Source organism: Pseudoalteromonas sp. CST2 (assembly GCF_028599385.1).
Lineage (GTDB): Bacteria > Pseudomonadota > Gammaproteobacteria > Enterobacterales > Alteromonadaceae > Pseudoalteromonas > Pseudoalteromonas atlantica.
The window spans coordinates 25,859-42,004 of record NZ_JAQREO010000003.1; the positions used below are offsets into that span (position 1 = coordinate 25,859).

Below are 16,146 nucleotides of genomic sequence, written 5' to 3' on the forward strand. Positions count from 1 at the left end.
ACGTGCTGCCATTTTAGGTATGTATCTTTTACCTTTCATTACCATGGGGGGATCTGTATAATTCGCCAGCTAATTTACCCTATTGCTTGGTCTTGTTTGTGGCGTTTTGCTGCAGTTGGCCCCTGTCAGTACTCATTCTAGGACTAACTTTTTGATCTCCACCGCAAATATTACGATGCAGTTTGGCGCAGAGCCGTTGTTTGAAAACATTTCAGCTAAATTTGGTAACGGTAACCGTTACGGTTTAATTGGCGCTAACGGCTGTGGTAAGTCGACCTTCATGAAAATTTTAAGCGGTGCGCTTGTGCCAAGTGCGGGTAATGTGTCGATTACGCCAGGGCTTAAAGTAGGTAACCTAAGCCAAGACCAATTTGCGTTTGAACAATACAGCGTTGTAGATGCCGTAATTATGGGCGACGTAGAGCTTTGGAAAGTAAAGCAAGAGCGCGACCGTATTTACTCATTACCCGAAATGAGCGAAGAAGACGGCATGAAAGTGGCCGACCTTGAAAGCGTTTTTGCCGAAATGGACGGTTACACAGCCGAAAGCCGCGCTGAAGAAATACTATTAGAAGCGGGTATAGATAAAGAGTTTCATTATGGGTTAATGGCAAACGTTGCCCCAGGTTGGAAATTACGTGTGCTTTTAGCGCAGGCGCTGTTTGCAAATCCAGACATACTGCTACTCGATGAGCCAACCAATAACTTGGATATTCATACCATTACGTGGCTAGCTAATGAGCTTAATAAACGTAAATGCACCATGATTATTATTTCGCATGACCGTCACTTTTTAAATTCGGTATGTACTCACATGGCTGACATTGATTACGGTGAGCTGCGTATTTACCCAGGTAACTACGAGAAGTTTTTAGAAGCGGCAGGCTTACAGCGAGAACAATTATTAGCCGAAAACGCTAAAAAAAGCGCTGAGATTGACGAGCTTCAAGACTTTGTTAACCGTTTTGGTGCTAACGCCTCTAAAGCTAAACAAGCCAGTTCGCGTGCTAAAAAAATGGATAAAATTAAGCTTGATGAAGTTAAAGCGTCAAGCCGTATGAGCCCATCGTTAAGTTTTGACGAAGGCAAAAAAATGTACCGCCAAGCGCTTGAAGTTAATAAACTTGGCCACGGTTTTGATGGCGAAACACTATTTAGCGGCGGCGACTTTTTACTAGAAGCTGGCGCGAAGCTTGCGGTTATTGGCGAAAACGGTGTGGGTAAAACTACCTTTTTACGCTGTTTAGTAAACGAGCTTAAAAGTAATGAAGGCGAAATTAAATGGTCAGAAAATGCGACCTTTGGCTACTGCCCGCAAGACAGCACAAAAGATTTTGATAACGATTTAACGTTATTTGATTGGATGTCGCAATGGCGTACAGCCAAGCATAACGATTTAATGGTACGCGGCATGTTAGGGCGTTTGTTGTTTACCGCCGACGATTCAAACAAAAAAGCGCGTAACTGTTCAGGTGGTGAAAAAAACCGTTTGTTGTTTGGTAAGCTAATGATGCAAGACGTAAATGTACTTGTAATGGACGAGCCAACCAACCACATGGATATGGAAGCCATTGAAGCGCTAAACAATGCACTTAAAGACTTTGCGGGTACGCTTATTTTTGTAAGCCACGACCGCGAGTTTGTATCATCTTTAGCAACACGTATTATTGATATTAAAGACAAGCAGGTCATTGATTTTCAGGGTACGTTTGACGAATACCTAGCTAGCATCGAAGAGAAAAAAATCGCTTAAGTTGTAGCAGCGATTTTATATCGCGTCTGTTTTAGGTATAAGTTTTTAGGTTTAAGCTTTTAGGTTTCAAAAACTAAAAATAAAGCCTAAATCATTTTAAAAAGGTGCTGTTTAGCGCCTTTTTTTGTGGGTGTTTAAATAGGTGGGTGCGCATTGTTTTTGTTTAACAGTGATTATGTCACCACCGAGAAGTGAAGGAGAAGAGCAGGAGAAATTGCTCACCAATCACCGTGTTTTCTCTGTGTAGCGCAAAGCGCATTTATGTCCTCGGTGGTGGTATTTAATTTATAATTAATGAAAAGCTGTACATCACCCCTGAACAAGCTTGGTGCCCACAATGTTAACATTAACACCAGAGCCATACCTTACCTTGTAGACCCACAGCTTGCTGGCGTAACGAGCGATAGCGCGTAAATATTAAACCAATACAATCACAAAGAGGTGTAGAGGCGCTTCGCTTTAGAGAAGTAACAAGCATCTTGCGCGAGCAAGCTTCGCGCCTACAACTTTCACTCCTCATTTTTTCTCTTTGTGCAATACATCGTTTGAATAATGAGATGCTTTGCCTTTCGTATGAACAAGCTTCGCGCTTACAAGCCAAATTAACCACCGAGAAGAACAGGAGAAGTGATTAACCAACCCCCGTCTGTGGTTGAATTAATGAGTAGCAGCGGCTTTATGCCGCGAAAAAATTTAATACCAAACGCGAGGTAAGCTCCTGCTACGTGGTTAGTTCATAGTTTTTAGGCGCACATTGCTTTTGTTTAAAAGTGATTATGTCACCACCGAGAAGTGAATGAGAAGAGCAGAAGAAGTGATTAACCGATCCCCGTGTTTTCTCTGTGTAGCGCGAAGCGCCTCTGTGGCTTCTGTGGTTGAATTAATGAGTAGCAGCGGCTTTATGCCGCGAAAAAATTTAATACCAAACGCAAGGTAAGCTCCTGCTACGTGGTTAGTTCATAGTTTTTAGGTGCGCATTGTTTTTGTTTAACAGTGATTATGTCACCACCGAGAAGTGAATGAGAAGAGCAGGATAAATGGCTCACCAATCACCGTGTTTTCTCTGTGTAGCGCGAAGCGCCTCTGTGTCCTCGGTGGTGGTATTTAATTTACAATTAATGAAAAGCTGTACATCAACCCTGAACAAGCTCTGTGCCTACAGGCCACGAACTAAAATTTAGATAATAAAAAAGGGGAGCTATGTTGCTCCCCTTTGTGCCTATAATTTTGATTTATTTAAGATCAAATCTGTCGGCGTTCATTACTTTTACCCATGCATTTACGAAGTCATGTACAAAACGCTCATTGTTGTCGTCTTGTGCGTAAAATTCGCTTAGTGCACGTAATATAGAGTTTGAACCAAACACTAAATCTATACGTGTTGCGGTCCATTTTATGGTGCCTGTTTTACGTTCAACAATGTTGTAAACACCTGGCTCAGACGGTTTCCAGTTGTTGGCCATGTCGGTTAAGTTTACAAAAAAGTCGGTAGAAAGCGCACCTACGTTATCGGTAAATACGCCGTGTTTGCTGCCTGCGTAGTTTGTGCCTAAAACACGCATTCCGCCAAACAGTACGGTCATTTCTGGTGCAGTTAGACCCATTAACTGGCTACGCTCTAAAAGTAGCTCTTCTGGCGATACGCTAAAGTCGCCTTTAAGGTAGTTTCTAAAGCCGTCGTGTACTGGCTCTAACGGTTCGAACGACTCGGCATCGGTCATTTCGTCGGTTGCATCGCCGCGACCTGGCGCAAACGGTACAGTTACATCAACACCAGCTTGTTTTGCAGCTTGCTCTACAGCCGCTGTGCCACCTAATACGATTAAATCTGCAATACTGATAGGCTTAGCTAAACCTGCTTTAAATTTTTCAAGGGCGCTAAGTACGCTTGCTAGGCGCTCTGGCTCATTACCTTGCCAATCTTTTTGCGGAGCTAAGCGAATACGCGCGCCATTTGCACCACCACGGCGGTCTGAGCCACGGTACGTACGTGCGCTATCCCATGCTGTAGTAATTAAATCGGTTGCGCTTATGCCACAATCAAGAATTTGTGCTTTTAGCTCGCTAATTTCGTCATCAGATAGGGTGTAGTCAACCGCTGGAATTGGGTCTTGCCAAATTAGGTCTTCGCTTGGTACATCTTTACCTAGGTAACACGCTTTAGGGCCTAAGTCGCGGTGCGTAAGTTTAAACCACGCGCGGGCAAACACATCAGAAAAATACTCAAAGTCGTTGTTAAAACGTTCAATAATTTTACGGTAGATTGGGTCTACCTTCATAGCCATATCGGCGTCGGTCATCATTGGGTTTAAACGAATTGAAGGGTCTTCTACATCTACCGGCTTATCTTCTTCTTTAATGTTTACAGGCTCCCATTGGTGCGCGCCTGCTGGGCTTTTAGTTAGTTCCCACTCGTAGTTTAATAGTAAGTGGCAGTAGCCGTTATCCCATTTTGTTGGATGGGTAGTCCACGCGCCTTCTAGGCCCGACGTTACAGTATTTCGCCCAAAGCCGCCTTCTTTAGTGCTGTTCCAGCCTAGGCCTTGCTCGTGTACATCGGCCGCTTCTGGCTCTGGGCCTAAGTGCTCAGCTTTACCGTTACCGTGGGTTTTACCTACCGTGTGACCGCCTACAGTAAGCGCTGCGGTTTCTTCGTCGTTCATTGCCATACGAGCAAATGTTTCACGTACGTGCTGCGCGGTTTTTTGCGGATCGGGTATACCATTAACGCCTTCTGGGTTTACGTAAATTAAGCCCATTTGTACCGCAGCCAATGGGTTTTCCATGGTGTCGGGTTTTTCTACGTTGTCGTAACGCTCATCACTCGGTGCTAGCCATTCTTTTTCTGCGCCCCAGTAAATGTCTTTTTCTGGGTGCCAAATGTCTTCACGGCCACCTGCAAAGCCATAAATTTTTAAGCCCATTGATTCGTATGCCATGTTACCGGCTAAAATAAATAGGTCGGCCCACGATAGTTTGTTACCGTATTTTTTCTTGATTGGCCACAATAGGCGGCGTGCTTTATCTAGGCTTGCGTTGTCTGGCCATGAATTTAGCGGCGAAAAACGCTGGTTACCGGTGCTTGCGCCACCACGACCGTCTGATAATCGGTACGTACCCGCAGAGTGCCATGCCATGCGGATCATTAAGCCGCCGTAATGGCCCCAATCGGCAGGCCACCAATCTTGGCTATCGGTCATAAAGGATTTTAGGTCTGCTTTTACTGCGTCTAAATCTAGAGATTTGAATGCTTCGGCGTAGTCAAAGTCTGTGCCGTAGGGGTTTGATTTTGTGTCGTGCTGATGAAGAATGTCTAAATTTAGAGTATTTGGCCACCAATCTGTGTTTACTTTAGAAATAACTGAGTTACTACCGTGCATTACGGGACATTGACCCGATTTAGTGCTGCTCATTTTCAGCTCCTTACTTTAAATGAAGAGTTTAACTATTTTACTCAAGCCCCAGCGCTTACATTTAAAGTAGCACGCTAAGGTTTATTAATTTTGCGCATAATTTTTATTTACTGCTGAAACAATATAGACCCCTAATATTACATTCGCCAGCGTATTAACTTGAATTAAATCGATTGAAACCATTGGTTTAATGAATACAGTTTAAACACCACAATTAGTGTGATCGGATTAAATAGATAACGCGTAATGGTATGTGAAGGGTTTGAAAGTGGCTTTTAATTAAGCGCACATTGGAATACCCCCCTTCACCATGAAATTAAAGTTGTTTATAAAGGTGCATTACTAAGCCCAATGCACCTTTACTTTATAACTTATTGAAATCTATTTTGAATAATTAAGTAAATGTTCAGATTAACTTGATTATTATGACCACTCACTCCTGTTATTTCCCTGCGACAATTTATTGTTGTTTTAAGCAGTTTTGCCAGCCCACATTGGGCTGGCTTTTTTTTGCCTAAAATTTAGAATCCTTTGAGGCTATGTGAACAGTTGTATGATTTTGTTAACTTGTTTAATGTTCAAAGCCAACACGCCCTAGTGCCAATAAGCCTTGCATGTTAAAGTGCGATTAGTCACTAATAATTAACTAGGCGTACCCATGCGTTTTTATATAACTATTCTATTTGTTTGTTTTGTTTCGCTTTTAAATACTGTTAATGCCCAAGAATCTGCTGCACCAACAGAAGAGCAACAGCAACAAGCGTTAGCGCAATTAAATGAGCCCATGTATAAACCGCTTTTAGAACGCTATATTCTTGATGAGTTAAAAGCCGTTCGCCAAGACCAACAACAATTACGCGAAGATGTGACAAAACAAGTTACACACGCCCAATTAGACACCGCCGACAGAGCGCTTATTTACACCACCGACACTATTAATAACGTGTTTTTTATTATTACTGCTACGGCCTCTATTTTGGTTTTAGTAGGCTGGAACTCGCTGCGCGATGTTAAAAATAAAGTAGAAGACATTGTAAATACGCGTGTCAGTGTGATCACTGACGAGTACGAAGATCGCTTAAAGATTCTTGAAGAAAAACTGCGTGTACGCTCAGAAGAAATACTCAGTAACCAAGAGCGTATATCGGTCACTAACGAGGTGCACTCGTTATGGATGCGCGCAAACCTAGAAAGCGACTTTGCAAACAAAATAGAAATATTTGACGAAATTTTAAAACGTAAGCCAGAGGATGTAGAAGCCATTGCCTATAAAGCCGATGCATTATTAGAGCTAAACGAGACCGCCAAAGCCATTGAGTTATGTAACCAAGCCATTGATATAGATAGCGACTACGGCTATGCCTACTGGCAGCGTGCGTGTGCGTATGCACTTACACACAAACATGCCGATGCATTAGCCGATATAAAAATGGCCCTAGAATACTCGCCAAACTTACGTAATGAGCTACTACACGAAAGTGCATTTGCTAGCCTACACGACAACGACAGCTTTAATACCATAGTAGCGGGTAGCTAGAGTTTTGTAGGCGCGTTATTGGCGTAAAGTGCGAAGCCCACAATAGCAGTAGCAGCGGCTTTATGCCGCGAAAAAGTTTAATATAAAACGCGAGGTAAACTCGCTGCTACGTAGTTAGCTCGTGCTTTCGTTTAAAAGTGATTATCTCACCACCGAGAAGTGAAGGAGGAGAACAGGAGAAAAACGGAAGAAATAAATCACCAATACCTGTGCTTTCTCTGTGTAGCGCGAAGCGCCTCTGTGCCCTCTGTGGTGAAAACAAGTTAAGCCAATGATTCACAAAGAGGTTAAGAGACGCTGCGCTTTTAGAGCTAGAGAATAAGTGATTTAATAAATGATCACATAAGTAAGAACTCGGTCTACAAAACAGTATTTGAATTTAGTGTTAGACGCGCACTGCTTTTGTTTAAAAGTGATTATCTCATCACAAAGAAGTAACTCACCAATGCCTGTTTTCTCTGTGTAGCGTGAAATGCCCTCTGTGGGGCAATTAATGAGAAAATACGCACCTCCCTGAGCAAACTAGGCATCTACAGGCAAAATTAGCTACAGGGTAAAACTTGTATTCAGGCGTTTATAATTATCGTTTGAAGTATAAATCGATGGCTTTGGTGAGGAGTTCGTCGAGTTGCTCTTCGAAGGTATCTATATCAATTTCAAAGTGGTTTAAATAGGCCTTGGCTTGCACTCGCGATAGATTGCGGTTTTTTACACTGTATTGACGCTCATCTTTTTGTTTGTCAAAACGTGGTAAAAACAAAAATTGCCCGTAATAAGGTGATTTAATATGCTTGTTAGCATAACGACAAAAGTCTTCTATGTGATCTGCGCCCTGTGGTCCTAAACACCCTGGCTCAACGCGGTACATTAAGCGAATTTTTTTGTCGTCTGCTAACTGCATAGTATGCCTTTTATAATTATCTAAAAAATAATACGCGGATTATTTTTCCGTCTTTTATTTGGTAGCTCGATACTAACTCAGAGCGTTTATCTACCACGTTTTCGTCTGTTGAACAGGTTTCTGATAGCTCGTGGTCTATTACTATGTTGCCGTGCACAATACGCTTTATTGGCGAGCTATTAATACACTTTAATTTTTTAAACATTAAGCCATAACGGGCTATTAGTTTTTCTTTTCCTTTAAATAATAGCTCATTAGGAAAAATATAAAACTCTACATCTTCATCATACATACGAATAAATTGTTCAATATTACGTGCGTTATAGGCTTCTACTAGTTGCTCTACAACAGCAAGCGACTCGCGAGATTGCTTAGCTTTAGCTTGCTGCTTAGCGGTTAATGCCTCTTTGGCTTGCGTTACCGCTTTTTCTGCCTCGGCCACAGCTGCTGCTTTTTCTACTTTGTTTTTTGGTTTTTCTACCGGTTTTGGGGTTTCGCTACCCAGTACTTTTGAGTCGTCAAGTTTAGCAGTATCTACTGTTGGCGTTTTAAGCTCTGGGGCTTGGTACTCAAGCGTGTTTAACTTTTCATCTTTTGCTTTTGTTGGTGAATTGCTGGCTTGAGCAGAGCTTGACGCTTGCTCGGTACTTTTTTGCTCTTCTTGAGTCTCTTCGGTTTGCTCTGCTGCATAACTGATCAGGGTAACAGTGGCAATAAGCGAGGCAAAAATAATAGATAACGATTTCATAACTTTCCTAATATGAACATATAACGCTGTTAATGCTGCAACATAACAAATTTGAGCGTTTTCGGGTAGCAATTAAATGATTGTTATACACTTTACCAATACTGCTCAACCGTTATGTGCCCTGGGTCTCTGCGACGATTTCGTTTAAAGTTTTTGTCTAAAAGTAACTGTGTGGTGTCTTTTACCATTTGTGGGTTACCGCAAATCATAAATTGCGAATTACTCGGGCTTGGGGTTCTAGAGGCTTTACTAAATAGCTCGCCGTTTTGAATTGCTGTAGTTATACGCCCTTTCAGACCTTGCTCTGGCTCCTCACGGCTTACAACCGGAATGTAGTTAAGTTGTGTAGGGTGTGCGTTTATTAGGGTGTGTATAAGATTTTGATAGCTTAAATCGGCATTAAAACGTACGCCGTGCACTAAATTAATCTGTGTGTATTTTTGCCATACCTCTTGTTGCTGCAAAATAGATAAAAACGGCCCTATTGCAGTGCCTGTACTTAGCATCCATAACTGCTCGCTTTGCGGTATTTCGTCTAAGGTAAAAAAACCTGTGGCACGTTGCTCTATTAATACAGTGTCGCCTGGTTTTAATTGCGCCAACCTAGGCGATAATAAGCCGCCCTCTACATTGATAAGGTAAAATTCTAAATCGGGGTTATTAGGCGCGTTTACATAAGAGTATGCCCGAGCAATACGTTTATCGCCCTCCATAATCGAGAGCTTAGTAAACTGCCCTGCTTTAAATAGCTCTACGCTTGCGTTTACTACCAGGCTGAAAAGTGTATCGCTCCACCATGTTACTTTTTTTACGGTTGCATCTACCCAGTTAGACATAGTCAACTCCATAGCTTAACGGTTAAACAACAAAAACAATAAATGGTTGTAATTTATACACTAGCATTAACTAAGTAAGAGTGACACTGGGTGTAGTGACTTTTTAAACGTAGTGCTTTTACTTTGGATAACATTAGTTTGATTAAAAAGATGAGTAGCAGCGGCTTTATGCCGCGATGAAATTAATACCAAACGCGAGGTGAACTCCAGCTACGCGGTTAGCTCGTGCTGTGCAGCTTGCTGGCGCTTTGAAAACACCGCTTTTATAGGCATAAAAAAAGCCGCATAAAATGCGGCTTTGGGGGTTTAGTCTCACTTCACTTTGGGCGTGTCTCCAAAACTTAGTGAATACGTTACCAAGGAACTGTTTGCTAATTTAATAAAATTGCGTTTATTAAATAGACTCTAAAGCAATTTTAACCATTTCGTTAAATGTGCTTTGGCGCTCATCTGCTGGTGTTGCTTCACCGGTGATCACGTGGTCACTTACGGTAAATAGTGCCATTGCGTTAGCACCATACTCTGCAGCTACACCATATAAACCTGCTGTTTCCATATCTACAGCTAGTACACCTAGTTTATCTAGGTCTTTATAGAATGTGTCGTCAGCTTGGTAGAAGGTATCGGTAGTAAATACATTACCTACTTTTGCTTTAATGCCTAGGTCTTTAGCGGCGTTAACACCGTTTAAAAGTAGGTCAAAGTTAGCAATTGCTGAAAAATCGTAACCACGAACGCGTGCACGGTTTACGTTTGAGTCGGTGCTTGCGCCTTGTGCAAAAATTACGTCGCGAATTTTAATATCTGTACCAATACCACCACAGGTACCAATACGAATAATATTTTTAACGCCAAAGCTTACAATTAACTCACGCGCATAAATAGACATAGATGGTATGCCCATGCCCGAACCCATAATACTTACAGGTTTACCTTTGTATGTGCCTGTAAAGCCGTACATGTTACGTACGCCTGTTACTTGTACTGCATCATCTAAAAAGTTTTCAGCAATGTATTGTGCACGAAGCGGATCGCCCGGCATTAATACTGTTTCAGCGAAGTCACCAACGTTTGCACTAATATGCGGAGTACTCATTAATTGTTTTCCTTTTTATTTAGGCGCGTTTAGCTTATTTAAAAAGCCGTCACCGTATTCAAGTGCAGGTAAGTTAAACCACTGTGCAAGGGTTTGGCCTATATCTGCAAAGCTATTGCGCTCGCCAAGCGGGGTATTTTGCATGCCCGGTTGATAAGCTATAACTGGTACATATTCGCGGGTGTGCTCTGAACCTGGAAAGGTTGGGTCACAGCCGTGATCTGCAGTGATCATTAACACGTCATCTGCATTTAATTGGTTTAGTATAGTTGGTAAGTAATCGTCAAATTCTTTTAACGCTTTTGCATAGCCAACTGGGTTGCGACGGTGGCCAAACTTTTCGTCAAAATCAACTAAATTGGTAAAAATTAAGCTGTTATCTGGCGCACTTGCTAATACTTCGCTGCTTTTTTCAAGCAAATTCATCAGCCCTGGGGCTTTGTGTTTTTGGGTAATGCCTTGGTGTGCATATATATCTGCAATTTTACCAATGCTTATTACTTCACCGCCGTGTTTAGATAGTACATCTAATAGGGTCGGTGCTGGCGGCAATACTGAATAATCGCGACGATTACCAGTACGGGCAAAATCTGCGTTGCTTGTGCCTAAAAATGGCCTAGCAATAACACGGCCTATATTTAGTTTATCAAGTAATTCGCGGGCAATTTCACACACTTCGTAAAGGCGCTCAAGGCCAAAAGACTCTTCGTGTGCGGCAATTTGAAACACGCTATCTGCAGAGGTGTAACAAATTGGTTTGCCTGATTTTACGTGCTCTTCGCCTAGCTGCTCTAATATGGTAGTGCCTGATGCATGGCAGTTGCCTAAAATACCAGGTATACCGGTAGCGGCTATAAATTCGTCTACAAATTCTTGTGGAAAACTCGGCTGTGTTTTAGGGAAGTAGCCCCAATCAAATAACACAGGTACGCCGGCCATTTCCCAGTGCCCTGATGGCGTATCTTTACCGCTTGAAAGCTCTTTTGCATAACCCCATGCACCTTGCGATGCTTGACGCTCAGAAACTAAACACGTTTCACCGCCCGCTGCCTCACAGGCATCGATTAAACCTAATTTAGATAAATTAGGTAACGATAAGGCTTTACCCGTTTCGTCGTGGTATGCTTTTAATAAGTGGGCGAGTGTATTTGCTCCAACATCACCAAATTTGTCTGCATCGGGTGCTGCGCCTATACCTAGGCTGTCTGCCATTAAGATGATTGCTCTTGCCATGTTGACCTCACTTTGCTTCTAGGTGGTTACTTTATCCGCTGATCGAATTTTCCGTACAGGACATAAGTCCTGTTTCATAAAAGCTAAACATTATAAATTTGCGTTCTTAAGCAAAGCAAAAGAGATTATTCGTGTCTTTTTTGCTATTGTGATCAACCAAACAACTTTTCCTTTCTGTGTGGGTGAGAACTTTAGTGACACGAACTATTATAGCTATTGCTGGCGCATCAGCGTCGGGCAAATCTCTTTTTAGCCAAACTATTTACAATGAGTTGGTTAATGAGCTTGAACCAGGCGCTATCGCCATTATTGAAGAAGATGCTTATTACAAGGATCAGTCGCATTTGCCTATGGAACACCGTACGCAAACTAACTACGACCATCCTGATGCATTTGAACATGAGTTAATGCTTGAACATTTAACTCAACTTCGTAGTGGTAACTCTGTCGAAGTACCTACTTATGATTATGCACAACACACACGAAGCGATGAAACTCGTCGCGTTGCTGCAGCTAAAATTTTAATAGTAGAAGGTATTTTATTATTAAGTGATAAAGCACTTAATAAAGAATTTGATATTAAGGTATTTATAGATACACCCCTTGATATTTGCTTAATGCGTCGTATGCAACGAGACATGGAAAAAAGAGGCAGAACATTACAATCTGTTGTTGAGCAATATCAAGCAACTGTTAGACCGATGTTTTATCAATTTATTGAGCCTTCAAAGCATAACGCTGATTTGGTTGTGACTCGAGGCGGAATGAACCGCGTTGCGATTGATATTATTAAAAGTAAAATTAAGTATTTACTACAAGAATAATAACGGGAAACATCTGTATGACAACATTTATGAGCTTAGTAGGCATGTTTGTACTACTAAGTATTGCTTTTGCGGCTTCGACTAATCGTAAAGCAATAAACTTACGCACCGTAGCAATAGCCTTTGCTATGCAAGTAGTTATTGGTGGGTTTGTACTGTTTTTTGAAGCAGGTAAAAATGTGTTAGCAAGTATGTCTAGTGCCGTCTCTTCGGTAATTAGCTTTGCAAACGACGGGATTGGGTTTTTATTTGGCCCACTTGCTTCGCAAGATACACTCGGTTTTATTTTTGCTATTCAAGTTTTACCGGTCATTGTGTTTTTCTCAGCACTTGTTGCTGTGCTTTACCACATTGGCATTATGGATTGGATAATTAAAATTCTGGGCGGCGGTTTACAAAAACTATTGAAAACCTCGCGCACAGAATCGCTCTCAGCAACGGCTAATATATTTGTAGGCCAAACTGAAGCACCCTTAATTGTTAAGCCGTTTATAGCAACCATGACTAAGTCTGAGTTGTTTGCAGTAATGGTAGGTGGCTTAGCCACGGTAGCAGGCTCTGTAATGGCAGGTTACGTAATTATTGGTGTAGAGCTTAAGTATTTAATTGCCGCCAGCTTTATGGCTGCACCAGGTGGGTTTTTAATGGCCAAAATGATTGTGCCAGAGACCGAAACACCTAAAGATACGCTTGCTGATTTAGACACCGATGAAGACAAGCCCGTTAATGTTATTGATGCAGCAGCATCAGGCGCAGCTAACGGCATGCATTTAGCGCTAAATGTGGGCGCAATGCTATTAGCTTTCGTAGCATTAATAGCGTTATTAAACGGTTTACTAGGCGGTATTGGTGGGTGGTTTGATTACCCTACTTTAACGCTACAAGAAATTTTAGGTTATGTATTTGCTCCTGTTGCATGGTTACTTGGCGTACCGTGGGATGAAGCAATCATAGCAGGTAGTTTTATTGGTCAAAAGTTAGTAGTAAATGAATTTGTTGCTTACTTAGACTTTATAAATTATCGCGATACGTTAAGTGCGCACACTCAAGCAATTGTAACATTTGCGTTATGTGGGTTTGCTAATCTATCGTCGATAGCTATTTTACTAGGTGGATTAGGCGGTATGGCGCCTAGTCGGCGAAAGGATATCGCACGCTTAGGGCTCAGAGCAGTGTTAGCAGGATCTATGGCTAACCTTATGAGCGCAGCAATTGCTGGGTTTTTCCTCTCGCTAGCTTAGAAACTTAATGAGATGAACACCGGTGTTGCAAAACAAGAAGATAGTACTTTAAGGGGTTAAAGCACTATCTGACTTGAACGATACTTCACCAAGGGCCGCAAGGCCCTTTTATCGTTTTAGGGCCCTTATAAATATATTCTTCCTTTTAATAACTACTTTCTCTTTCTTACCTTTAAGTACATATACGCACATGGCTTTTTATATTTTTGCGATAAATTTGTATTATTGAAAAGTGGTAAATTATAAATTTTAGGCCACAATTAGGTTTATCCTAATGTAACCTACTGTTTTATTGATGTTCTACCTTTAAGCACACTCATAAAATAGCCGCTGTTGATAAGTCGATTTATATAAATGCGTAAACTTTTATTAGTATTGTTGTTTGTTTTTTTTAATAGCTACGCAAGCTCTGACCCTCTTTTAGTTGTCACGGAACTCTCGCCGCCCGATCAAATACTCGTTGATGGAAAAGTGACAGGCAAAGGCACTGAGTTTATAAGGGCTATTTTTGCAAAGGCTAACCTAACGCCCGATATACAAATGTACCCATGGGCGCGAGCATTTAGACTTGCCAGCACTATTCAAAACACCTTTATTTACACCATAGCGCGCACCAAAGGGCGAGAAAACAACTTTCATTGGATAGGCCCAGTCTCGCATTTTGAACTTGCTTTTGTTGCGCTTAAAGAGCGTGACGACATAATTATTAACAATACTGAGGAAGCAAAAAAATACAAAATAGCGATGCAACGTAACGACTTTTCTACTGATATATTAACCAACTTGGGTTTTGAAGTTGTGCTAACCACCGATATACAAAAATCGTATGCGTTATTAGTTGCCAAAAAAGTAGACTTAATTGTTGATGACCCCGAACTAATACATCAAATAAGTCAGTATTTGCCCACCCCTGACGCTCAATTTAAAGCCATATATAATGTAGAAGAACTCAAGGTAGATGCCTATTTAGCAGCAAATAAAAACACCGATATGCGCTATATAAACGCGCTACAAAAAGCCTTTTACACACTTAAAAATTCCCAAGGGCTACCCTAGCACCTAAGCTAAACCTTGCTTATTTAAGCGCAGTTTTAACGCTTAGTTACGTTAATTAGTGGCTAAGTAATGAAATTTAAAATAGGGGCTTAGTGATTAATTATTGCTATATGGCGCTATGAACGAATCGAGACTGCGCTCTTGTTTTAGCACTTTAAAGGCGTGTTGAAAGCGATCTACTATGTGCTTCGGCACCGCTTTATTAAACGCTAAATAATTATCTTTAAGGTCGTTACTTACAGGTAGCTCAGTGAGTTGCTCTACATCAAGTAAGCTCACGTTATAAGGCTTTAATTGGTTATAAATAACGTGCTCCGAGCCTAAAATAAGATCTATTTTATTGTTTATAAAAAGCTGAATATATTGTTGCTCTTCACCAAACGTCATTAAGTTTTGCCCATTTACAAACCCTATTTTTTTGACCAATGATTGATATATATCTCCCCTTACCATGCCTAACGAATAAAGAGTGGTGTCGTTAAGGGTATTTACAGTGACATCAGGACGGCTTTTTAACTTATAAAAATAGGTTCGTGCAGTAGTTAACGGACCAAGCCAATTAAATAAAGGAATTCGGTTAGTATGTTGCGCCATTGAAAAAATGGCTGAATAAGGCTTTTTATGCACAAGCATTGCGGCACGCTTCCAAGGCATGACTTTAAAGTCGCACTCTACTTCTGCTTTAATACACAGTGCGTTGACTATATCGTAGTTAGCGCCAACAAGTTGACCGTGCTCGTTTATAAAATTATAAGGTGCAAACTGATCTGTATAAATAACTAACTTAAAATGGTTTGCATAAGTAAACGTGCTAAAGAAGAAACAAGCAATAAAAGGAAAGAGTTTTAGAATAACCGCACCACTACATTAATTTATATTATTAAATGATAGATGGCGCTATTTTACAGTCAAATTTTAGGCACAAAAAAAGCGCCTTAAGCGCTTTTTTTTATTTTTACTTTAAAAGTAAAAATTATAACGGAGTGATGTTATCCGCTTGAGGACCTTTTTGACCTTGTGAAAGAGTGAACTCTACACGTTGGCCTTCAGCTAAAGTTTTGAAACCTTCGCTTTTGATTGCTGAGAAATGTGCGAAAACGTCTGGGCCGTTTTCTTGCTCGATGAAACCAAAACCTTTAGACTCGTTGAACCACTTAACTGTACCTGATACGATGTTAGACATTGTAATATCCTGATATAAAAATAAAAAATATGCTCATAAGAGCGGGTGTAGCAAAAAATGAGATGGTACTTAAAAACTTCAGGACGGTACTACAAGTATTACTTATACAACAACGAAATGGAGATTTATAAATTACATGCTTTCTTTCTAGCTGCGGCCTACTATATAGAGTTAACTATTTATGTCAAGCCTTTATAGTAATGCAGCCAATAAATAGTGTTTGTGCTTAGCCTTTAATAACTCCCGTGGCTAGCCTATAGCTTAACCCCTGCGCGGCTTTAATAGTTAACTGGCCAATTAAAACAATGAACTATTTAATCTTTAG

General features: G+C 41.0%; 13 protein-coding genes. 5 read left to right on the top strand and 8 right to left on the bottom strand.

Going from position 1 to position 16,146, the window contains the following annotated elements; genetic code table 11:
* The first annotated feature begins 151 nt into the window (after positions 1-151).
* Entirely contained in the window at positions 152-1,753 is a 1,602-nt protein-coding gene (locus PSH41_RS04995; protein WP_083901829.1) for an ABC-F family ATPase, read from the top strand.
* A gap of 1,232 nt (positions 1,754-2,985) precedes the next feature.
* Here the strand turns inward: PSH41_RS04995 and katG are convergent.
* Positions 2,986-5,166, bottom strand: coding sequence for a catalase/peroxidase HPI (katG, locus tag PSH41_RS05000; RefSeq protein ID WP_273588587.1), 2,181 nt, complete (start codon positions 5,164-5,166; stop codon positions 2,986-2,988).
* A 658-nt stretch (positions 5,167-5,824) separates the two neighbouring features.
* Here katG and PSH41_RS05005 point away from each other — a divergent pair.
* Positions 5,825-6,703 carry a tetratricopeptide repeat protein gene (locus PSH41_RS05005; RefSeq protein WP_024032988.1) on the top strand — a complete coding sequence of 293 codons (879 nt, stop codon included), beginning with the start codon at positions 5,825-5,827 and terminating at the stop codon, positions 6,701-6,703.
* A 580-nt stretch (positions 6,704-7,283) separates the two neighbouring features.
* On the opposite strand, the gene PSH41_RS05010 is transcribed toward PSH41_RS05005, so the two are convergent.
* The 5 genes from PSH41_RS05010 to PSH41_RS05030 all read right to left on the bottom strand — a co-directional run bounded on the left by PSH41_RS05010 (position 7,284) and on the right by PSH41_RS05030 (position 11,517).
* On the bottom strand, positions 7,284-7,604 hold the full coding sequence (locus PSH41_RS05010) for a hypothetical protein (protein ID WP_004589283.1): 321 nt from the start codon (positions 7,602-7,604) through the stop codon (positions 7,284-7,286).
* Positions 7,605-7,620: 16 nt separating this feature from the next.
* Positions 7,621-8,352: a nuclear transport factor 2 family protein gene (locus PSH41_RS05015; RefSeq protein ID WP_273588586.1), complete on the bottom strand. Its 732-nt coding sequence runs from the start codon at positions 8,350-8,352 to the stop codon at positions 7,621-7,623.
* A gap of 92 nt (positions 8,353-8,444) precedes the next feature.
* Positions 8,445-9,188: a ferredoxin--NADP reductase gene (locus PSH41_RS05020; RefSeq protein ID WP_273588585.1), complete on the bottom strand. Its 744-nt coding sequence runs from the start codon at positions 9,186-9,188 to the stop codon at positions 8,445-8,447.
* Positions 9,189-9,582: 394 nt separating this feature from the next.
* Complete coding sequence (gene deoD / locus PSH41_RS05025; RefSeq protein ID WP_004587192.1) at positions 9,583-10,284, bottom strand: purine-nucleoside phosphorylase; 702 nt, start codon at positions 10,282-10,284, stop codon at positions 9,583-9,585.
* 15 nt (positions 10,285-10,299) lie between these two features.
* Complete coding sequence (locus PSH41_RS05030; protein WP_096042662.1) at positions 10,300-11,517, bottom strand: phosphopentomutase; 1,218 nt, start codon at positions 11,515-11,517, stop codon at positions 10,300-10,302.
* A 194-nt stretch (positions 11,518-11,711) separates the two neighbouring features.
* Here PSH41_RS05030 and udk point away from each other — a divergent pair, with 194 nt between their 5' ends.
* The 3 genes from udk (at position 11,712) to PSH41_RS05045 (ending at position 14,638) form a co-directional block, all read left to right on the top strand.
* The gene (gene udk / locus PSH41_RS05035) at positions 11,712-12,341 is read left to right on the top strand and encodes a uridine kinase (RefSeq protein ID WP_004587190.1); all 630 of its coding nucleotides are present in this window, start codon (positions 11,712-11,714) and stop codon (positions 12,339-12,341) included.
* Between the two features lie 17 nt (positions 12,342-12,358).
* Positions 12,359-13,582, top strand: coding sequence for a NupC/NupG family nucleoside CNT transporter (locus tag PSH41_RS05040; RefSeq protein WP_004587189.1), 1,224 nt, complete (start codon positions 12,359-12,361; stop codon positions 13,580-13,582).
* A 354-nt stretch (positions 13,583-13,936) separates the two neighbouring features.
* A complete protein-coding gene (locus PSH41_RS05045) occupies positions 13,937-14,638 on the top strand; it encodes a substrate-binding periplasmic protein (RefSeq protein ID WP_248450080.1) in 702 nt (233 codons plus the stop codon).
* Positions 14,639-14,734: 96 nt separating this feature from the next.
* On the opposite strand, the gene PSH41_RS05050 is transcribed toward PSH41_RS05045, so the two are convergent.
* Positions 14,735-15,490 carry a substrate-binding periplasmic protein gene (locus tag PSH41_RS05050; protein ID WP_337946890.1) on the bottom strand — a complete coding sequence of 252 codons (756 nt, stop codon included), beginning with the start codon at positions 15,488-15,490 and terminating at the stop codon, positions 14,735-14,737.
* Between the two features lie 121 nt (positions 15,491-15,611).
* The gene (locus tag PSH41_RS05055) at positions 15,612-15,821 is read right to left on the bottom strand and encodes a cold-shock protein (RefSeq protein WP_004587186.1); all 210 of its coding nucleotides are present in this window, start codon (positions 15,819-15,821) and stop codon (positions 15,612-15,614) included.
* Positions 15,822-16,146: the final 325 nt, after the last annotated feature.

Coding starts and splice junctions, on each gene's coding strand:
- PSH41_RS05055 (WP_004587186.1), bottom strand. CDS start 15,821: ATGTCTAACATCGTATCAGGTACAGTTAAGTGGTTCAACGAGTCTAAA.
- katG (WP_273588587.1), bottom strand. CDS start 5,166: ATGAGCAGCACTAAATCGGGTCAATGTCCCGTAATGCACGGTAGTAAC.
- PSH41_RS05020 (WP_273588585.1), bottom strand. CDS start 9,188: ATGTCTAACTGGGTAGATGCAACCGTAAAAAAAGTAACATGGTGGAGC.
- PSH41_RS05045 (WP_248450080.1), top strand. CDS start 13,937: ATGCGTAAACTTTTATTAGTATTGTTGTTTGTTTTTTTTAATAGCTAC.
- PSH41_RS05015 (WP_273588586.1), bottom strand. CDS start 8,352: ATGAAATCGTTATCTATTATTTTTGCCTCGCTTATTGCCACTGTTACC.
- PSH41_RS05040 (WP_004587189.1), top strand. CDS start 12,359: ATGACAACATTTATGAGCTTAGTAGGCATGTTTGTACTACTAAGTATT.
- PSH41_RS05030 (WP_096042662.1), bottom strand. CDS start 11,517: ATGGCAAGAGCAATCATCTTAATGGCAGACAGCCTAGGTATAGGCGCA.
- PSH41_RS05010 (WP_004589283.1), bottom strand. CDS start 7,604: ATGCAGTTAGCAGACGACAAAAAAATTCGCTTAATGTACCGCGTTGAG.
- PSH41_RS05005 (WP_024032988.1), top strand. CDS start 5,825: ATGCGTTTTTATATAACTATTCTATTTGTTTGTTTTGTTTCGCTTTTA.
- deoD (WP_004587192.1), bottom strand. CDS start 10,284: ATGAGTACTCCGCATATTAGTGCAAACGTTGGTGACTTCGCTGAAACA.